15 protein-coding genes and 2 pseudogenes are annotated in these 15,239 nt (G+C 68.3%); 5 read left to right on the top strand and 12 right to left on the bottom strand.

The window, feature by feature from the left end; translation table 11 throughout:
• Positions 1 to 832: 832 nt before the first annotated feature.
• The 3 genes and pseudogenes from PV963_RS04630 to PV963_RS04620 all read left to right on the top strand — a co-directional run bounded on the left by PV963_RS04630 (position 833) and on the right by PV963_RS04620 (position 3,145).
• A complete protein-coding gene (locus PV963_RS04630) occupies positions 833 to 2,245 on the top strand; it encodes a cytochrome P450 (protein WP_274814263.1) in 1,413 nt (470 codons plus the stop codon).
• A pseudogene (locus PV963_RS04625) lies at positions 2,212 to 2,409 on the top strand (IS5/IS1182 family transposase); the annotation flags it as partial. The gene PV963_RS04630 and the pseudogene PV963_RS04625, both read left to right, overlap by 34 nt.
• 247 nt (positions 2,410 to 2,656) lie before the next feature.
• Positions 2,657 to 3,145: a GNAT family N-acetyltransferase gene (locus tag PV963_RS04620; RefSeq protein WP_274814077.1), complete on the top strand. Its 489-nt coding sequence runs from the start codon at positions 2,657 to 2,659 to the stop codon at positions 3,143 to 3,145.
• 228 nt (positions 3,146 to 3,373) lie between these two features.
• Here the strand turns inward: PV963_RS04620 and PV963_RS04610 are convergent.
• The 10 genes and pseudogenes from PV963_RS04610 to PV963_RS04565 all read right to left on the bottom strand — a co-directional run.
• Positions 3,374 to 3,580, bottom strand: a pseudogene (locus PV963_RS04610) (hypothetical protein); the annotation flags it as partial.
• Between the two features lie 44 nt (positions 3,581 to 3,624).
• Positions 3,625 to 5,478 (bottom strand): asparagine synthase (glutamine-hydrolyzing), encoded by a 1,854-nt coding sequence (asnB, locus tag PV963_RS04605; protein WP_274814262.1) that lies wholly within the window; start codon positions 5,476 to 5,478, stop codon positions 3,625 to 3,627.
• Between the two features lie 91 nt (positions 5,479 to 5,569).
• Positions 5,570 to 6,268 (bottom strand): DUF2461 domain-containing protein, encoded by a 699-nt coding sequence (locus PV963_RS04600; protein WP_274814261.1) that lies wholly within the window; start codon positions 6,266 to 6,268, stop codon positions 5,570 to 5,572.
• Positions 6,258 to 6,599, bottom strand: coding sequence for a TfoX/Sxy family protein (locus PV963_RS04595; RefSeq protein WP_274814260.1), 342 nt, complete (start codon positions 6,597 to 6,599; stop codon positions 6,258 to 6,260). Before PV963_RS04595 ends, PV963_RS04600 begins: the two co-directional genes overlap by 11 nt.
• A gap of 13 nt (positions 6,600 to 6,612) precedes the next feature.
• Positions 6,613 to 9,105, bottom strand: a complete 2,493-nt coding sequence (locus tag PV963_RS04590) for a DHA2 family efflux MFS transporter permease subunit (RefSeq protein WP_274814259.1) — start codon at positions 9,103 to 9,105, stop codon at positions 6,613 to 6,615.
• Between the two features lie 38 nt (positions 9,106 to 9,143).
• Positions 9,144 to 9,476, bottom strand: coding sequence for a YciI family protein (locus tag PV963_RS04585; protein WP_274814258.1), 333 nt, complete (start codon positions 9,474 to 9,476; stop codon positions 9,144 to 9,146).
• Between the two features lie 37 nt (positions 9,477 to 9,513).
• On the bottom strand, positions 9,514 to 10,296 hold the full coding sequence (locus PV963_RS04580) for a class I SAM-dependent methyltransferase (protein WP_274814257.1): 783 nt from the start codon (positions 10,294 to 10,296) through the stop codon (positions 9,514 to 9,516).
• A 23-nt stretch (positions 10,297 to 10,319) separates the two neighbouring features.
• Positions 10,320 to 10,649, bottom strand: coding sequence for an SCP2 sterol-binding domain-containing protein (locus PV963_RS04575; protein ID WP_128436979.1), 330 nt, complete (start codon positions 10,647 to 10,649; stop codon positions 10,320 to 10,322).
• A 17-nt stretch (positions 10,650 to 10,666) separates the two neighbouring features.
• On the bottom strand, positions 10,667 to 11,074 hold the full coding sequence (locus tag PV963_RS04570; protein ID WP_274814256.1) for a VOC family protein: 408 nt from the start codon (positions 11,072 to 11,074) through the stop codon (positions 10,667 to 10,669).
• A 101-nt stretch (positions 11,075 to 11,175) separates the two neighbouring features.
• The gene (locus PV963_RS04565) at positions 11,176 to 11,415 is read right to left on the bottom strand and encodes a hypothetical protein (protein ID WP_274814255.1); all 240 of its coding nucleotides are present in this window, start codon (positions 11,413 to 11,415) and stop codon (positions 11,176 to 11,178) included.
• A gap of 574 nt (positions 11,416 to 11,989) precedes the next feature.
• Here PV963_RS04565 and PV963_RS04560 point away from each other — a divergent pair.
• The gene (locus PV963_RS04560) at positions 11,990 to 12,559 is read left to right on the top strand and encodes an AfsR/SARP family transcriptional regulator (RefSeq protein WP_274814254.1); all 570 of its coding nucleotides are present in this window, start codon (positions 11,990 to 11,992) and stop codon (positions 12,557 to 12,559) included.
• Between the two features lie 62 nt (positions 12,560 to 12,621).
• Here PV963_RS04560 and PV963_RS04555 read toward each other — a convergent pair whose 3' ends face one another.
• Positions 12,622 to 13,467, bottom strand: a complete 846-nt coding sequence (locus tag PV963_RS04555; protein ID WP_274814253.1) for a TetR/AcrR family transcriptional regulator — start codon at positions 13,465 to 13,467, stop codon at positions 12,622 to 12,624.
• A 179-nt stretch (positions 13,468 to 13,646) separates the two neighbouring features.
• On the opposite strand from PV963_RS04555, the gene PV963_RS04550 reads away from it, so the two are divergent.
• Positions 13,647 to 14,555: an AfsR/SARP family transcriptional regulator gene (locus tag PV963_RS04550; protein ID WP_274814252.1), complete on the top strand. Its 909-nt coding sequence runs from the start codon at positions 13,647 to 13,649 to the stop codon at positions 14,553 to 14,555.
• Positions 14,556 to 14,727: 172 nt separating this feature from the next.
• Here the strand turns inward: PV963_RS04550 and PV963_RS04545 are convergent, their stop codons facing one another.
• Entirely contained in the window at positions 14,728 to 15,105 is a 378-nt protein-coding gene (locus PV963_RS04545) for a nuclear transport factor 2 family protein (protein ID WP_086558591.1), read from the bottom strand.
• Positions 15,106 to 15,239 lie beyond the last annotated feature (134 nt).

Raw genomic sequence — 15,239 nt, 5'->3', positions numbered from 1 at the left:
GCGGGCCAACATAGTTCGGGGGTTGGCTATGCGTGTGGCCACCATGCCGACTCATGGAAAGGCGGTTCAGGGGCTCGACGGCGGTCGAAACGAGCGCCGTCCGGGACGCGTAGTTCAGGGTGATTTGACGGTGCAGTGCTGACTCCCGTGCTGGTTTGGTGCTGACTAAAAGCCCACGTCATCATCCGTCTTCACCTGTCCCGTGCTGACTCGGTGCTGACTACGCTCCGTTGAACTCGGACATCTGGGGTTGATTGGCTCAGAGTCGTTGTGTGGTAGGCACCGGACTGAGAGACCGAGCCCTGACTTGCCGCCCAGCTGCCGTGAGCACGGGCAAGGCGCTGCGCCTGGGCGTCGTGCGCGTTCGTCCCAGCAGATTCTTCGTCTGCTGGTGGTACGGCCCGTGCGAGGTCATGGGCTGCGGCGATCATGCAACGGGTCGCATTTGCGGCTCGTCCGGCACGCGTATGGTCCGGATCTTGCGTGTCCCATCAAGTTCGTGCCCGGAGGGGTGGTCCTGGGTGACAGGCGTGGGCCCTGCCCGCCTGGAGTGGCGGGTACCACGTGGCACAGGTTGTAGAGACCGTCCGTGGGCGTCCAGGCCAGTCCAAGATGAGCGCGTAATGCCAGGTCAGTGCTGAGTAGGTGGGTTTCAGCCTTTAGCCAGGCCCAGGCGGCCAAGCTCGACGGACCGGAATGGGGAGGGGACGGGCTCCTCCTCCCCTCAACCAGCTCGTCCCAGGTGGCGCAGGACACGTTCATGACAGGATTGCGCTGGGGAAAGTTCAGGGAAGTCATAGGGGTGCCCAAGATCGACGTGAAGGGATGACCCGTGACGTCCACTGCGCCTCCCCCCATACCTCGGGCCGCAGGATCGTTTCCGTTCATCGGCCACGCTCTGAAAATGCGCGACAACCTCGGCTTCATCGACTCGCTGCGCGAGACACGGGAACCACTCGTCGAGATCGTCCTGCAACCCGGGACGCGCACCGTCGTGGTCCAGGACCCGGCCCTGATCCACCAGATGCTCAAGGCCCTGGCGCCCACCCTCGACAAGGGCCGACTCTACGACAAGCTGGGCCAACTGCTGGGTGACAGTGTCGTCACCGCCACCGGCCGGACTCACGTACGCAAACGTCGCCAGGTGCAACCGGCGTTCGCCCACACCGAGATCAGCCGGTACGTCGACATCATGCGCGCCGAGGTGACGGCCACGGTCGCCGGCTGGGAGCCCGGGCGGGCCCTCGACGTACGCGAGGCGATGGTCGGGCTGAGCCTCGACATGCTGGCCAAGACGGTGTTCTCCGGCAGCCTCGACGACGCCGTCTTCCGACGACTGCGCAGCGACCTGTCGGTGGTGATGAACGACGTCGGTGTGCGCATGATGCTGCCCGACTGGGCCGAGCGCCTGCCGCTGCCCTTCAACCGCCGCTTCGACCGGGCCCGGGCCGGCGTACGCGCCACCATCAACACCGCCGTCGACGAACTGCAGGCCTCCGGGCACGACACCGGGGACATGCTCTCCATGCTGCTGCGCGCCGTCGACGAGGAGACCGGCGAGCCGCTGACCGGGGATCAGATCTGCTCCGAGATCCTCACCCTGGCCGTGGCGGGCACCGAGACCACCGCGTCGGTGCTGTCCTGGACCCTGTACGAACTCGCCCGCCACCCCGGCATCGAGGCCCGGGTCCTGGCCGAACTGGACGAGGTCCTCGGCGGACGGCCGGTCGCCTTCGACGACGTGACCCGGCTGCCGTACCTGAACCGGGTGATCACCGAGACCCTGCGGCTGCACCACCCCGGCTGGCTGGTCACCCGCCGTACCACCGAGGAGACCCGGCTCGGCGAGTGGACGCTGCCCGCCGGCACCGAACTGGCCTACTGCCAGCACGCCCTGCACCGCGACCCCGAGCGCTTCCCCGACCCGCTCACCTTCGACCCGGACCGGTGGAACGACGCCGCGCAGGAGCTTCCGCCGGGCGCGTTCCTGCCCTTCGGGGAGGGCAAGCACAAGTGCATGGGGGACCGTTTCGCCCTCACCGAGATGGTCACGGCGCTCGCGACGATGCTGCGTTCGGTACGGCTGGAACTCGCCGAGGGCCAGGTCATCCGCCAGGTCGCCCGGCTCACCGTACGGCCGCGCGCGCTGCGGATGACCGTCCGCCCCCGGAACCGTCCCGAGCCGGGGTCGGCCTCTAGCGCGTGTCTCTTCGATGGGGGGCCGTCGACGGCACTTGGGAGATGATCCTCGCCGCCGTCCTGGCGGCGGCGGACGCCGATGACGACATCGACTGGACGGTTTCGGTGGACTCCACGGTCGTGCGGGCCCACCAGCACGCCGCCGGAGCACTCAAAAGGGGGCGGCCCACTCCGGCGAGCGCGCCGATCACGGTGCTCGGACGCTCGAGGCCAGCCCGAAGTCGTCCTGCACAGGCTGGCTGTCGCTGCGGCGGGCCCAGCAGAAGCAGCCGTCGACCACTCCGTTCTCCGGCTCCTCCGCGGCGGTTCGGGCGTCCAGTTGCCGCTGGCGGGCGACGCGGCAGCGCCGTGGTCGATCGGGGCCTGGACCAGTGGCCCCCGGGAGCGGTGCAGGAACGCCTGCCCGAGCAGCCGACCCGCCGCACGAAGGCGTTCTCCGGTGCGAAATACTCTCCCGATGAGGTCACGCACTTCCCCGGTCTGCCGGCCGATCACGATACGGAGGGCCGTCGCGCGGGATGCCAAACGGCTCACGCGGCTCGTGCGTGGCTCAGGCGCCTACGAGGGTAAGTACGCAGCCGCAGTCGCGGGCTACCGGGTCGGTCCTGATTACATCGAGGCCCACCGCGCCTTTGTGGCCGTCGGCGCCGACGAGCATGGAGGCCGGGTCCTCGGGTTCTACTCGCTCGTCCTCGCTCCACCGGAGCTCGACCTGCTGTTCGTCGCCGACGAAGCGCAAGGACGGGGTATTGGGCGGCTGCTCGTCGCGCACATGCAGTCCGAGGCCCGTGCCGCCGGGCTCGACCGTGTCAAGGTCGTGTCGCATCTTCCCGCCGAGGACTTCTACCACCGCGTTGGTGCAGTGCGGACCGGGACCGCGCTCGCGAATCCGCCCGCCGTGCCGTGGGACCGTCCCGAATTCGAGTTTCGCGTTTCTTCGGAATGATGCGGTGTGCCGGTTGGTGGGGCACCGGCTTCGCCTGCATGGTGGCCGGCATGCAGGAGCCGCTGGACGCCGCTCGCCCCGTGAGTGCCGTCGTCTTTGCCCTGGCGGCGTGGATACGTAGTTCATACGACCGTGGAGCTTGGTCGGCCGGCGTCGATGCGGCCCGCGGTCGAGCGGATCGGCGGGACGCCCGGACAGGGGCATCAGAGCCTGACTGTCGTGGGTGTTGGCCAGGTCCGACTGGGCGTTCGGGGCGTCGTAGGCGTTGACGATGGCGATGGTCCTGCCGGAGCCGTTGGCGGAGGCGGCGGAGGGCAGGCCGTAGGCCGACCGCAGGTCGCTGGGGTCGTAGCCGGTGGGGGAGCCTGCGGCGGCGTCCGGCCGGACGGTCTGGGGTGCGAGGGGCGGGCACGGGCTCGCTCGGTGATCCCTCAGGCCGGGTCGGCCGCGGCCTCGGTGCGGCCGGCCCGGCGGTCCTGTCAGGGGAGCCTGAGCGTGGGGCGGTAGGCATCGAGCCAGGTGGCGAGATCCAACGTTCGCTCGAGACCCAGCCGGGTCAGCCTGTCCATCCCGGCTGTGTCCTTCCCGGTCGCGCTCTCCAGCCATTGCCGGTTCATCAACTCGAAGACTCCATGGCCGCGGTCGCTCAGCAGTTCCTTGGCCTGCCGTTGGAGCTCCTGGGCGTAATAGGGGTCCTGCGTGGAGGGATAGGCGCTCTTCGGGCGCCAGACGACCGACTCCGGCAGCATGTCCTTGACGGCACCCCGAAGCAGGCTCTTCTCCCGACCGTCGTAGGTCTTCAACGCCCAGGGCGTGTTGTAGACGTACTCGACGATCCGGTGATCGCAGAACGGCACGCGGACCTCGAGCCCGAGCGCCATGCTCAGCCGGTCCTTCCGGTCGAGGAGGTAGCGCATGAACCGGGTCAGGTGCAGGTGGATCATGATCCGCATGCGGTGCTCGAAGTCGTCCTCGGAGGCGTAGACGTCGCCGGAGTCGAGCCGCTCGACCTCTCCGAGAGCACTCGCGTACGAGTCCTTCCGGTACTCCTCCAGCCCGAGGCCGGACCACAGCTGCGGGTTGAGACCCGTGCCGTCCTTGTCGAACGCGCCGATGTTGAGCGCGATCCAGGGAAACGCGTGGGCCTGCTGGATCTGGGGGACGTGCATGTGCTTGTAGCCGCCGAATATCTCGTCGGCCGCCTCGCCCGACAGGGCCACCGTCGACCTCTGCCGGATCTCCTTGAAGAGCAGATACAGCGAGAAGTCGATGTCGCCCATCGTCATCGGCAGGTCGCGCGCGCCGATCACGGCCTGTCGGATCTCCGGGTCGGCCAGTGTCCTAGGGCCGATCACGATGTCGGCGTGCTCCGAACCGACATGCTCCGCGACGTCCTTCACATAGGGCGCGTCGGGAGTGTCCCGCAGGTCGTCCGACTTGAAGTTCGCCGCATGGTCCATGAAGTCGACAGCGAACGTCCGCACCCGCTCGTCGCCCAGATGGGCCGCGGACAACGCGGTGAGCGTGCCGGAATCCAGGCCACCGGACAGCAGCACGCAGCGCGGCACGTCCGCGACGAGCTGTCGGCGCACCGTGTCCTCGAGCAACGCGCGGACGCGTCCGACGGTGGTGGTCACGTCGTCCGTGTGCGGACGGGTCTCCAGCCGCCAGTAGGTGCGCTCCCGAAGTCCGGCGACGTCGATCGTGACCACGGTGCCGGGCTCGACCTGCCGCATGCCCGACCAGATCGCGTGCCCGGGAGTGAAGCAGTACGAGAACGTCTCGCGCAGTCCGTCCGCGTCGACCACGCGCTCGGCGAGCGGGTTGGCCAGAATCGCCTTCGGCTCCGAGCCGAACAGCAGGCCGTCGGCCGTGCGGTAGTAGTAGAACGGCTTGATCCCGAGCCGGTCGCGGATCATCACCAGTTTCTGGGCCCGTGCATCCCAGATCGCGAACGCGTACATGCCGTTGAGCCGCTCGGCCACGGCCTCGCCCCAGCGCAGGTACCCGCGCAGGACGACCTCCGTGTCACTGGCGGTCTCGAAGCGTTCTCCTCGCCGCACCAACTCATGCCGCAGCTCGGTGAAGTTGTAGGTCTCGCCGCTGTAGACGAGGCTCACCTCGCCGGTCGGGGTCCGCACCGTCATCGGCTGCTTCCCGCCGGGCAGGTCGATCACGGCCAGCCTTCGGTGACCGAGGGCGGCGTGCCGATCGACCCATGTGCCGGAGGCATCGGGGCCCCGGCACGCCATGGTCTGTGTCATGGCGTCCAGGGTCTCCCGCTCGCGGGTGAGGTCACGGTCGAACGAAATCCAGCCGGTTATGCCACACATCTGCCGTCCTCCTGTGGTCTGCAGAAAGATCCCGCAAGTCCCGCTCGCTCACCCGCTCGCGTGAGTCCCTCGGTACCGCCGTCGCGCCGGATCAGCGCCGGCGTGGCGCCTCGCTCTCCCCGACGTGCGTCTCGATCCACTCCTTCAGCGGCCGCGTGGCCGTCCAGAGTTCGCGCACGGCCTCGATGGCCCGCGGCTGATGCATCCAGTCGGCCAGCTGGTGCTCCTTGATGACCACCGCGCCTTTCCAGCGCAGGAGTTCGCCGCGGGGGTGATCGGGAGAGAAGCCGGTGGGGACCCGCTTGAGCACGGGCTGCATGCCCGGCTCCACCGGCAGTCCCTGATCGGCCAACTGCCGCTGGATGCTGTCGAACTCCGCCGCGGACTCGCCGCTGTCGATGGCGGTGCGGAACCGCTTGATCTGGTCCGGCGCCAGGGCCATGGCCCCGCCCGCCAGCCGCATGCCGTCGGCGTCCAGCCGGAGGAAGGAGCCGATGCCGCCGACCGCCCGGTCGCTGGTGGTGACACCGACCCAGGTCTTGTACGGGGACTTGTCCTGGGAGAACCTGACGTCACGGTTGGGCCGGAAGGTGCGCAGCGGCCCGAACTCGTCCTCCAGGTCGGCCATGAGACGGTTCACCGGCTCCTTCACGGACGCCTCCCAGACGGCCCGGTGAGCCTCCCAGTACGTCTTGGAGTTGTCCTTCTCCAAGCCCTCCAGGAAGGTGAACAGTTCGGGAGGGAACCCCTCGAAGGGCGGGGTGGTCTGCGCACCCTTCTCAGTCGTCACTACCGCTCACCTTCCTGTTGTAGTCCAGGGCCTCCGTCATCCAGCCGTCGAAGGCCTCGTCCGATTCGATGCCGTGGTCGGCGACGACGATCCAGCCCTTGCCCATGGGCTTCCCGCGCATCTCCGCCCAGTCGGCGCCCTCCCGTTCCAGCAGCTTCTCGGCCCGGTCGGGATCGCAGCGGACCATGAGGCGGCCGTCCGCGTCGGCCGTGACCGCCATGCTGCCGTTGACCATGAAGGCGAGAGCACCGAACATCCTCACCTCGCGCACCTGCCTCTGGGTGGAGAGGGCTTCTCTGATCCGGTCCGCGAGTTCCTGGTCGTACGCCATCTCGGCTGCCCTCCTAGATCGTGGTGGTCAGGGGCAGCGCCGGATCGCCGCTCCATTCCACGAGGCCGTCATCGTAGAGAGCGACGTCACGCACGCCCAGCATTTGCAACGCGAACGCGTCAATGGTGGCGTCCACCCCAGCGGCGCAGTAGGCGACGACCTGTTGGGCCTGCGTGGCACCGACTGCCTCGAACCTGGCGGTGAGCTGCCGGGCCGGGAGGAAGCAGCCGGTGTCCGGGTCGAGGAGCGCCGCCGCCGGAACGTTGACGCTGGAGGGGATGTGGCCGATGCGGCCGTGCGCGACCGGGATGTGGCCGGCGTGCTGTTCGGGTGACAACGCGTTGACGAGGCAGACGCCGGGGACGTCGATGGCGGCCTGCACCTGGTCACGGGTGACGAACAGCTCGGGACGGGGCCGGGGTGCGAAGCTGCCGCGGCTCACCTGGGGAACGTCCTTGCTCACCGGGCGGCCTTCGGCGGTCCACTTCCTCCAGCCCCCGTTGAGCACGGCGGCGTTGTCGTGGCCGAGCCATCGCAGCATCCACCAGAGCCGGGTCGCGAACGCCGTGTGGGCGCGGTCGTAGAGGATCACGGTGTCGTCGTTGCTGATACCCATCCGCTCGATGGCGGCGGCCAGGACGTCGGCCGACGGAATGGCGAACGGCTTGGGCGCGGTGGGGTCGGCCAGTTCCACGAGGAGATCGGCGAAGACGGCGCCCGGGACATGCCCCTCGAGATAGCCGTCGTGACCGGGGCCGAGATCGACGCCGCCCTCGGGCAGCGGCCGGAGGTTCACCGTGCAGTCGACGACGACGATCCCCGGCCGTCCCAGCTGCTCGGCGAGCCACTCGGTCCCGACGAGCGCCGAGGGCAGCCGTGCGGTGTCGGCGCGGGCAACGCCCTTGCCGTCCCGAACACCGGCCGACCCGACGTCCGGCCCGTCCGTACCGCCCGCGGTCCCGGCAAGGGCGACGGGGTCGGACACCGGCCCGCGGGTCATCAGCGCCGCGGCGAGCACGGCGATGAGGAGCGTGCAGCCGGCGCAGATCAGGAACGCGACGTGGATGGCATCGACGAAGGACTGATGCACCGCCGAGATGAACTCGGCCCGGTCGACGGGCAGATCGGGGATCGCCCCCGCACCCTGACCGGCACTCGCGCCCGATCCGCCGATGCGCTCCGCGATCTGGTGGCCGGCGCCCCTGGCCACGTCCAGATCGGTGAGAGCCGCGACGACCTTGTCCTTGAACACGGTCACGACGACCGTGCCCAGAACCGCCGCACCGGCGGTGAATCCCGCGATCCTCGTGGTGTTGATCATCGAGGAGCCCAGACCCGCCCGTTCCGGCGGCGTGGACGCCATCACGGCCAGCGTCAGCGGGGCGAACATGCAGCCGATGCCGCCCCCGACGAGCCCGAGCTTCCACCACACCGAGCCGAATCCGGAGTCCGCCTCCACCGTCATCAGCAGCAGGAAGCCGGCGCTCACCAGCACCCCGCCCACGATGATCGGAATGCGCGGCCCGAGCTTGCCGGCGATGGTGCTCGCCGGCGGCGAGAAGAAGAAGATGCCCAGTGTCAGCGGGAGCAGACGCAGACCCGTCTCCAGCGCCGAATGGGTCTGCACGGTCTGGAAGTACTGGGCCATGAAGAACATCGCGCCGACGATGATGAATCCGAGCAGCGACGCGATGACGCTGGACACCGCGAAGGTGCGGTTGCGGAACAGATCGAGCGGCAGCAGCGGCTCCCGGCTGCGCATCTCCACGGCCAGGAACGCGCCGAGCAGCAGCACGGATCCGACCAGGAGGCCGACGATCAGCGGGGATCCCCATCCCTCTCGCTCGCCCTGGATCAGCCCCATGATCAGGCAGAACAGACCAGCGGTCACGAGGATCTGGCCGGGGACGTCGAGATGGCCGGCGCCCGGGTTCCGCGACTCGATCAGCCAACGGACGCCGAGGACCAGGGCCAGCACGCCGACCGGCAGGTTGATCAGGAAGATCGCGTGCCAGCTGAAGGACTCGATCAGCACGCCGCCGAACAGCGGGCCCAGGGCCAGCGCCACGCCGGAGACGGCCGTCCAGATACCGATCGCCTTCGCCCGGCCCGGCGGGTCACTGAAGGTCGACACCAACAGGGAAAGGCTTCCGGTTTCGATGGCGGCGGCGCCGATCCCCTGCAGTACCCGACCGAGGACGAGCACACTGAAGCTGTCCGTGAAACCGCACAGGGCGGAGCCGATGACGAAGACGACCAGCCCCGTGAGGAACACCCGTTTGCGGCCGAGCCGGTCTCCTAAGGTGCCGGTCGTCAGCATCAGCGCGGCGAATGGCAGCGTGTAGGCGTCGACGGTCCACTGGAGTTGCGAGATCTCCGCGCCGAGATCCTTCTGGATCTCGCCCAGGGCGACGAAGATGATGGACCCGTCGAGCAGGACCATGAACGACCCCAGGCTGGTGACCAGGAGCGTCAGGGCCCTGCTGCTGCGTGATGTTGTCTCCATGGTGCGTGAGCTCCCTGAGAATGTGCGTGGTGAGGGGCTCAGCCGGCGGTCGGCTGCTCCTGGTACTTCGGGAAGAGGCTGAGGAACTGGGGAGGTACGAGGAAGGGGTGCACCTCCACGCGGTCCCAGACCTTGTTGACGATGTAGGGCTCGCTCTTGAGCCATTCGTCGATCTCGTCGCGGGTCTCGAAGTCGACGATCAGAACTCCGCCGGCCATCTTTCCGGCGCCGTCGAGGATTCCCCCGCCGAACAGGAAGCTTCCGTCGGCCATCATCTTCTCGCCGTTGGCCATATGGGCCGGACGGACGAGCATCCGCCGCTCGAATGTCCCGGGGGCGGTGCTGTCGTAGGCGATGACTGCGTACAGCAATGCGGCTGTCCTTTCCGTGCGCCGCCGAGGCGGGCGGTCAGTCCTCGTCCCGCCGGCCCCAGACCGAAACGGTGATCGGGGTGTACAGGACCGTGTCCGAGGGCTGCTGGAGTTCGTCGAAGGCAGCCTCGATCTCCTTCTGTCCCATCAGGCCGACCTTGGTGATCACGGGGGCGAGCTTGGCCAGACTCAGCACGATGGTCTGCATCTCGGGAGTGCCCGCCTGCACCGCGGTGAGCTGGCAGTCGGTGCCCATGAACTTGAGCCCGGTGCGGCGGAATGCCGGCAGGAGCTTCATTCCGTATCCGGGGTCGGCGCCACCGAAATAGAAGAAGGTCTCCAGGGCGGTGGCGGCCCGGGTGAGCAGCGGAGAGGGCGGATCGACCCGCTGAATGCTGCGGATGTCGGCCTCTTCGACCAGAAGGTGTCCACCGGGCTTGAGTGCTTTGGCGAACTCACCGAGTACGCGCTCCCGGTCCGGCAGATGCATCAGGAGGATCTTGGAGTGGACGAGGTCGTAGGCGCCTTCGTCCAGCGGTGTCGTCGTGATGTCCTGCTGCCGGATCTCGAGGTTGGGCGCGGACAGCCCTTCCATGTACGCGGTCTCGATGTCGATGGCATGGACCTTGCCGAAGTGGCCGACCCGGTTGGACAGCCATCGTGCGATCGATCCCGCGCCCGCCCCGACTTCGGCACAGGTCCACCCCTCGCGAACCCCGATCTGCTCGAGGTGGCGGATGGTGGCAGGGTCGGTGAGGGCCGCGACCTGCTCCAGGCGGACCTTCTCGGGATCGCTTTCGTGCTCGGCCGGTTTGTGCACGTCGTCAACTCCTCGGTCAGGTGTCAGACGCCGGTTTCGAAGAGCTTGGGGACCTTCATCGCGAGCATCATGTCGCCCTTGACCTTGAGCTTTCCGGTCATGAAGGCGCGCATCGCGTCCTGGCGGCCCTCGGCGATCGCGACCCATGTCTCGCTGCTGGTCACGAAGGTCGTGTCGGGCTCGTCGACCCCACCCGGGATGAGACGGCCCTGCCCGTCCTTGATCTCGAAGGCCCAGATGCCCGGGTCCACATCGGTGATCTTCCATTGCAGGGTCCGGTTCAGGCCTGCGGCAGCCTCCGTGTTGAAGCGCGTCGACAGGTGTTCGAACAGCTCTCCGACGGTCATGGACATCGGTCGGCTCCTTGTGGTCAGTCCAGGCCGAGTTGGCTCTGGATCTCTTTGACCTGCGGATACACATCGAACAGCTGGAGGTAGTTGCCCTCCGGGTCCTTCACACCGAACGTGCGGCCCGACACCATGTCGACGACCGGCGTCCGGATCTCGTAGCCACCCTCCGCTGCCGTCTTGTGGGCCACTTCGGCGTCGTCCACGGCGAAGCCGAGCATGAGTCCTCCGCTGGCCTCCGGGATGTCCGCCTGGGTGGGCTTGTCGGCCCTGGTCGCCACATCCTGGATGATGATGCTGGTGGAGCGCTTCTCCGAGCGCAGCCATACGAAGTCGCCCTCGGGGGCGGTGAATTGCGGGACGACGCGGAAGCCGAGCAGGTCGGTGTAGAAGGCCTTGGTCCGTTCCACGTCGTTTGCGATGATGGTCACCGCGTCCAGGTGCGAGAGCACTGTGCGGTCCCTTTCTCGGTCAGGGATGTGCGTCGGACAGGGGATGTGCGGGAGGCAGCCTCTGCGGCTGCTCGGTGAAGCTAGTCCCGGCGACTTACCGATCGCTTACGGGTCGGGAAAGTGGTGCCGCCGCCCTCGTGAGGCGGGGTCAGGCCGTCGAGCCGGAGGACGTCGTACAGATAGTGGGCGGCGATGTCCACCGTCGATGCCCCTGAACCGGCGCCGGGGTTCGGAACGTCTTCGTGATCGGGCGCGACCCGGCTGAGGCCGAGCCGCCTGCGCAGCCCCAGCACGAGCAACTCCCGCGTCGCGGTGGACATGATGGACGTCCGTTGCCCTGGCGGTCGGGTCATGGGTCCCCCTTGATGCAGAAGGGGACTTTCCGGCGGTGCGGTTACAGACGACTTACACCGGGAGCAAGGTGGCTGAATCTAGGCCCTATAGCTTTCGCTTGCTGCTGGCAGCATGCCTGGTCAAGCCGGAGGGCGGTCCGTGCGTCAGGCCGGGATCCGCCGGGATGTGGGTACTTAGGTGACCAACGCTTGCATACCGGGTGTTTCGGATGGTTCCGCCCGGGGAACGACGGGTCGACCGTGGTGCTGTTCAGGGAGTACGGGGGGCAGAATGGACGGATCACTAAGGGGATCACCAGGGGGATCGCCGGACGATGCCGGCCGGTCGGCCGGTGCGGGCAGGGAGTATGAGGCGTGGCTCTTCGGCCCGTTCCGGGTGCATCGCGCGGGCGCCCCGTTGGGGGACCCGTGCAGAGGGCGGGCGAGCGCGCGCACGCTGCTCAAGTGGTTTCTGCTCAACCCCGGACAGGAGTTCCGCGACAGTGAGCTCTCGGACGTGCTCTGGCCCGGCAGTCCGGGGAATCGGGCGAACCGGCTCCATGTGACACAGCACTCCCTGCGTCGGATCCTGGAGCCCGAGCTCGCCACCAGGCGGCCGTCGAGGTTCATCCGCTCGGACCCGAACGGGCACTACTGGTTCGACCCGTCCGGCTGCTGGTGGACGGACGCCGAGGACGTCGTGCTGCTGTCGAAGTCCGCGTGTGCCGCACGAAGGGCGGGCAACACACCGGCGGCGATAGCGTCGTACGAACGCTTGCTGGCCTACTACGACCAGGGCTTCCTGCCGGAGGAGGTGTACCACGACGCCTTCGTGCCCTTCCGGGCGGCCCATGAGCGCGGCCACGAGGAAGCCCTGCTTCAGCTGTTACGTCTGCACCGTCGGGCCGGCCATCTCTATGAGGCGCTGACCTGCGCGATGAGGATTCTGGACCGTGACCCCTACGCGGAGGAGGCGGCCACAGCCGTCGTGGAGATCCATCTCCAGCAAGGCAGCCTGACGGGGGCCGTTGCGCAGCTCGAGCAGTTCGTCCGCCTCCTGCAGGAGGATCTCGGGGTGCCGCCCAGTCCTGAACTGCGGGCCTTGTGGGAGCGGGTGAGGCGGGCGCGATGACGCCGAGGCCGGCGCATCGCGCCCAGCGGCGGCGGTCCCTGATCGGCCGTCACCTTCCGCCGCTACGCCCTGCGGGCCACTACCTCCTGGCTGACCGCCGCCAGACGGTCCCAGTCGTCGGCCATCCCGGCGCGGCTGCCGATCTCCCGCATCACGGCGGTGAACAGGGCCCCCGACTTGATCAGCTGAGGGCGGATGTGGCCGAACACCTCCAGCGTCACGATGCCGTACAGCTGTGCCCAGGACAGTTCGAACAGCCAGATCAGGCCCAGCCCGTCCTTGCCGAGGAGTCCGACGAGGTCGGGTCTGCCGTCCCCGCCGGGGGAGTGGACGGCCGCGAACGCGTCGTCGAGCTCCTCGCGGGCGGGTACGGGAAACGGGCGCTGCTGCGACAGTCTGACGAAGATCCCCCCGAAGAACTCGGCGAACTTCTGCACCCCGTCGGTGGCGCCCGTCGCGGTGGACGGCGCGAGCGGATGCAGCGGCTTGCCGGCTTCGGACCGGGTGACGTGCTCCCCCGAGAGGGAGTTCGTGTGGAACACCAGCTGGAACTCGTCGATGTGCTCCAGCGCCCAGCAGCGGAAGGCGGTGGCGGCCGCGACCATCTGCGCCGCGGGGTCGTCGTCGCCGTAGGGTTCGGCCGTCGTGGACATCTCGCGGACGATCTCGGCGAAAATGTGGTTCGACAGGAGCTGGTTGAGCGCGGCGACGTTGCCGACGTACCGGTACAGCGCGGGCGCGGTGAAGCCCATCTCGGACGCCACGGCACGCAGCGTCACCTCGCGGCCCTCACGCAGCAGCGACCGGCCGGCCTGGACGATCTCATCGAGGGTGGACTGTCGCAGACGCTCCCTGCGGCTCAACGCCGGGCGCGTCGGCTCCACGCGCCCGGGATCGACCTGACTCATCCGGCACCTCCAAGTCCTTCACCGTCAAGGCGCGCAGAAAGGCAGGTATGCCCAGCTGCCGGATCCACGGTAACGCTTGACAACGCTCGTGAACACCGTTCACCGTTAACGCCAGTAACTGACGCAATACCCATACACGATCGCTACGCAACAAAACGGGGAGGGCGAACGTGCGAGGTATGACATCGGGACCAGCCCTGCTTCCGGAGCCCGAGTGGAGCCATCCACGGGATCGGGAGCACCAAGCCACCTACCGGGCCTACCTGTTCGGGCCCTTTCGGGTCTTCAAGGGGGAAGAAGTGCTCGGCCGGCGTCGGCAACGCCGGGAGAAGGCACTGTTGTTGCTCAAGTGGTTCCTGCTGAACCCCGGCAAGCCGGTGTCCATGGACCAGCTCATCGACCTCGGCTGGCAGGACACCGCCCCGGACAAGGCGGCCAGTGGCTTCCATGTCGGCATGCACTGCCTGCGGCGGATGCTCGAGCCGGATCTGCGGCCAGGTCAGGAGTCGTCCTTCATCCATCGCAGCGGCACCAACTTCTACCGCTTCGAAGCCGACGAAGGGTGGTGGAGCGACGTGCACGAGGTGGAGCGGCTCTTCGAGCAGGCGCGCGGCTGCGACGCCCGTGGCGACGCACGCCGTGCCTGCTTCTATTACAGCAGGGTCGCCGCCTACACCGTCCGCCGGTTCCTCGAGGGTGAGGAGGACCAGCAGCAGTGGCTGGCCCCCTACCGCAGGCAGTACGAGGGACTCTCCGCACAGGCGTTGCTCCGTCTGATCCAGATCCACAGTGCACGAGGCGAGCTGGACGAGGCGCTGGAGTACGCCTACGAAAAGCTGCGGCTGGACCCGTACAACGAACTGGCCGTCACCACCATCGTCGAGGCCCACCTCAAGCTCGGCCGGGCCGCGTATGCGCTGGACCAGCTGTCACTGTTCCTGCGGTCCGTCGAGCGTGACCTCGGCGCCGCCCCGGGCAGCCACCTGCTGGCGCTGCGGGAGCGGATCATGCATACGCCGCAGCTCGGCCGTGTTCCAGGGCGGCCGGCCCCCGCCCCGGCGCGGCGGGACGCCACCGCGGTGATCTGAGTAGACGTCACCGCAGTGATCTGAGAACCGCTCCGGTGCGGGCGGCAAGGGCCCTGGCGGGCGTCTGCCCCGAACCGATCCACGGCGCGATGACGTCCGTGCGCTTCGGGGCGCGGCGCCCGGCCCGACGCCACGACCCAGCGATCAGGACCCCGCAGTCAGGACCCCGCGGTCACGATCCGGCCGCCCGGGCCTCCGCGGCGATGAACGGTGCCTGGTTGAAGATGATCCGCATGTGCGTGATGGTGCCGTCCTGAACCGTCAGGCACTCTGCCCCGGGAGCGCTCTCGACCGGCAGCGTCCTGGTGTCGTACATCAGCAGCGCCGTCGTCTCGTCGCCGAAAGCGGCCAGCAGGCTGGAGTCGGTGAGAATGTGCGTGAAGGGCTCCATGAACCCCCTGAACGCGTCGGCGCCCTGGAGGCGTCCGGCCGGTGCCTCGCACACGATGTCGTCGTCGATGTAGGTCATGGCCCGGTCGAAGTCGTGACCGGTCCAGGCCCGGTGGTAGGCGAGGGCGGTCTCCAGGGCTGGGCTGGGTGCGTCGATCATGGCAGCTTCCTGTTGTGTCGAGGTGAACGCGCGGCGCTCGATCGAGAGTCGACCGCTGCCCCCTGCTCAACCGGGGCAGGCCCGCCGAGGACACGCCCCCCGCCGTCCGGGGCCGCCAGATCGCCCATGGGTGA

This window comes from Streptomyces coeruleorubidus (genome assembly GCF_028885415.1).
Lineage (GTDB): Bacteria > Actinomycetota > Actinomycetes > Streptomycetales > Streptomycetaceae > Streptomyces > Streptomyces coeruleorubidus_A.
Note: the sequence above shows the minus strand (reverse complement) of the source record. Positions and strands in the feature narration are given on the sequence as shown.